Source organism: Georgenia sp. Z1344 (assembly GCF_049856295.1).
GTDB lineage: Bacteria > Actinomycetota > Actinomycetes > Actinomycetales > Actinomycetaceae > JB111.
On record NZ_JBNDMZ010000027.1, the window covers coordinates 1 to 4050 of the forward strand.

The following is a 4050-nucleotide window of genomic DNA, read 5'->3' on the forward strand; positions in this document are numbered from 1 at the left end:
GGGGGACCCCCGCCGTCGTGCGTCCGGGGTCCTGTCGCCGAGATTGCGGTTGGGGCCCCAACCACAATCTCGACGACGACGAACCGCAATCTCGACGACGACGAACTGCACTCTCGACGTGTGGGTGGACGTCCTCCCGGTAGGAGTCGTTCGGCGCTCCGACCTGCATCGATACCGGTGGCGGCAGCCCTGAACGGACGTCTCGACGACACCTTCGATCCACCCCTGCGACAGGTGGTCGCCATCGACCCGGCGTCCAATAGGTGCACCCCCGTTCGATGTTCTGCCAAAGGACTGCCATGTCAGCTGTGCCCGCACGGCGGCGCCCACGCGTCGCCGCCACCCTCATCGGTCTGCTCGCCTCGGCGAGCGTGACCGCGACCCTCGTCGCTCCCGCGGGAGCGACGCCGGTCGCCGACCCCGACCGGCCCACCCTCGACGACACCGCGGAGCTCGACTCCGGTGCCGAGAGCGAGTCCTCGGCGCCCACCGCCGAGTCTCCCTCCGCCGGCCCGGGAGAGAGCCCGACCGACGGCGCCGAGCCCGACGCTGCCGAGATCGCCGACGACTACCTCGACGTGTCCAACGACGGCACGGCGATCGTCAGCGAGCAGACCGCCACGCAGATCGCGCCGGGTGCGGTCCTCACCGAGTTCACGCGGATGGAGTCGGCAGGCTGGCTGCAGGGTGCCGTCCTCGACATCGATCTGACCAACCCGGCGATCTCGCTGGACTACATGGACTCCGGTGAGGTCGCCGGCACCTCGACCATCTCGGACATGATCGACGAGGCCGACGCCGTCGCGGGCATCAACGGTTCGGGCTTCGACATCGGCAACTCGGGCTCGTCCAACGGCATCGGCGTCGACCCCGAGTCGGGCATCGTCACCTCGCCGAACCCTGGCGACAACGCGGCCCTCGTCATCGACTCGCAGGGCCTGGGCCTCATCACCGAGGTCTTCATGGAGGGCGTCGCTGCGGCGCCCGACGCCGGGTGGGAGCTCCCGCTCACCGGCGTCAACGCCTCGGAGTGGGACACCTCCGGCGTGGGCGTGTTCACCGACCGCTGGGGCACGTATGCCCGGGCGAACTCCCTTCCGGACCGCGCGAACGCCGTCGAGGTGTGGATCGGCCGAGACTCGCGGGTCACGCAGGTCGCGGGGCCGGTCGGCGAGGGCGAGATCCCCGCCGACGCCCGCATCGTCGTCGCGCCCGCCGGTGAGCTCGCCGACCAGCTGAGCACGCTGGCTGTCGGCGACCGCCTCCAGACGACCTACTCCGTGCGGTCCGACGCCGACGAGGTCGTCCTCGCGCTCGGCGGCCACGGTGGTCGCAACGCCATCCTCCTCCAGGGCGGCGTCCTCCACGACGCGTCCGACGAGAGCCTCGCACCCCGCACCGCGGTCGGCCTTGACGAGGCCGGCGAGCACCTCTACATGGTCGTCATCGACGGCCGGCAGGACATCTCCCGCGGCATGAGCCTCGACGAGACCGGTGAGTTCATGCAGCAGATCGGCTCCTACAACGCCCTCAACCTCGACGGCGGCGGCTCGACCCAGATGAATGCCACCGACCCGGGGGAGACGGACGACGAGATCGTCAACAGCCCCTCCGACGGCGAGGAGCGCGAGGACGCCAACGGCATCGGCGTCATCGTGGGCCCCAGCTCCGGCATCGTCCACAACTACTCCGTGCGCCCCGAGGTGCGGATCGCCAATGCGCACCGGGTCTTCCCCGGCCTGCACCGCCAGATGGTGGCGCTCGGCTACGACGAGGTCATGCGCGCGGTCGGCACCCCCGCCGAGTCGTGGGTCTCCTCGGACGAGGTGGTCGCCACGGTCGACACCGACGGCCTGCTCACCGCGGGTGCCACGGGCACCACGACGGTCTCGGCGTCGACGGAGAACGAGGTCGGCACCGCCACCGGTGAGGCCGACGTCGAGGTCCTGGGCGAGCTCGTCCGGCTCGAGGCCTCCCCGAACGTGCTCTCCCTGCCGGACCCCGGCGCGAGCACGCCGTTCACGCTCTACGGCTACGACGCCGAGGGCTTCATCGCGCCGATCGACGCCGCGGACGTGACGATCGAGGGCGCCGACGGCGTCGTCGAGCTCACCCCCGCCACGGCCAGCACGTTCGACATCAGCGCGCTCGTCGACTCCGGGTCCGCGACCCTCACGCTCAGCGTCGGCGACGTCGAGGCCGACCTGTCGGTGATGGTCGGGCTGGAGGAGCTCGAGATCACCAGCTTCGACGAGGAGGGCGGCTGGTGGCACTACGGTTCGCGCAACCCGAACTCGTCGTCGCGCATGGTCGAGGAGGGCCGGACCGAGGGCGACACCTCGGCCATCGAGGCCACCGCGGTGTTCAACGAGTCCACCGCGACCCGCACGATGAACTTCCGGTCCGAGATCAACGCGTTCCCGGCTCCCGAGGGGCAGCTGCAGACGCTGTCGGCCTGGTTCCGTGGCGACGGCCGGGGTACCCCCGAGATCTACTTCTCGGTGTTCGACGCCGAGGGAACCTTCCGCTTCATCTACGGCGGCACCGTGACCGGCACGGAGTGGCAGCAGCTGACGGTCCAGGTCCCGCAGGACTGGCCGCACCCCATCCAGTTCGGCCGTGTCGCGCTCTACGAGTCGTCGGCGAGCGAGCAGTACGAGACGACCGTCCTCATCGACGACGTCACCGCGACGATGGCGCCGATCGCCGAGGCACCCGAGGTGCCCGTGTGGGAGGACCCGTCCCTGTCGACGGCCAACGCGGCCGACGACGCCGGGCTGCGGGTGGCCGTGATGTCGGACGCGCAGTTCGTGGCGCGTGCGCCGGAGTCGCCGCAGGTGGCCAACGCTCGCCGTGGTCTGCAGGAGATCGTGGCGGAGGACCCGGACCTGCTGGTCATCAACGGTGACTTCACCGACGAGGCGGCGCCGGAGGACTTCGACCTCGCGCGGCGCATCCTCGACGAGGAGCTCGCCGAGACCGACCTGCCGTGGGTCTACGTCCCGGGCAACCACGAGATCATGGGTGGTCCGATCAGCAACTTCGAGGACGAGTTCGGCGAGACCCACACGGTCCGCGACGTCGCCGGCACCCGCATCATCACCCTCAACTCCGCCACCGGTCGTCTGGGTGACGACTTCGGGCAGATGGTCATGCTGCGTCAGCAGCTGCTGCTGGCCCAGCTCGACCCGGAGATCACGGGCGTCATGGTGTTCTCGCACTACCCGCCGCGCGACTTCCTCCCCGGCGCGCCCTCCGCGATGGCCGACCGCCTCGAGGCGGCCACGCTCGAGCAGTGGCTGGGCGAGGTCGAGGACTCGGGCCGTTCGGTGATGTTCGTCGGCGCCGGTGTCGGTGCGTTCGACGTGTCGACCCGCGACGGTGTCGAGTACCTGACCAACGGCAACGTGGGTAAGTCCCCGAACTCCACCCCGGACCGGGGCGGGTTCTCGGGCTGGTCGATGATCGGTATCGACCCCGCCAGCGGCATGCACGACACCGAGGGCGAGTGGTCCCAGATCGAGATCCGTCCCCTCGTGGACAGCCTGGAGATCGGGGGCGGCGACGTCGTCGAGCTCGGCGGTTCGCTCGACCTCGAGGGCACCGTGGTCCAGGACGAGCGTCGGGTCCCGACCGACTGGCCGGTCTCGGCCCTGTGGTCGGGCGACGGCGAGACGGTGGTCCCCGCGGGGACGACCGAGCTGCCGGCCACGGCCGTCGCGACGATCGAGCCCGCCACGGGCATCGTCGCCGCGGCACCTGGTCGCGCCCTGGTGGACGGCGAGCTCGTCGTCCTCACCGAGGGTGAGACGCCCGGCTATGACGACGGGTCCGCCGCGGTCCCGGTGACCGTCACGCTCGAGGTCAACGACTCGGTCGCCGAGCACGAGGTGGACGTCCACCTGCCCGTGTACTCGAGCACCCCCGCTCTGGAGAACGGGTTCTTCCTGGATGATGACTGGGCGGGTCTGCATGAGCATGTGTTCCGGTTCGGCCGGTCGGGTGATGAGGTGTTCGTGGGTGACTGGGACGCCGACGGGGCCGACACGC

General features: G+C 70.5%; 1 protein-coding gene. It reads left to right on the plus strand.

Annotated features, from left to right (window positions below; translation table 11 throughout):
* Nucleotides 1-299 precede the first annotated feature (299 nt).
* Nucleotides 300-4050: phosphodiester glycosidase family protein (locus ACPYO6_RS16780; protein ID WP_425715934.1), on the plus strand; the 3751-nt coding region annotated here is incomplete at its 3' end.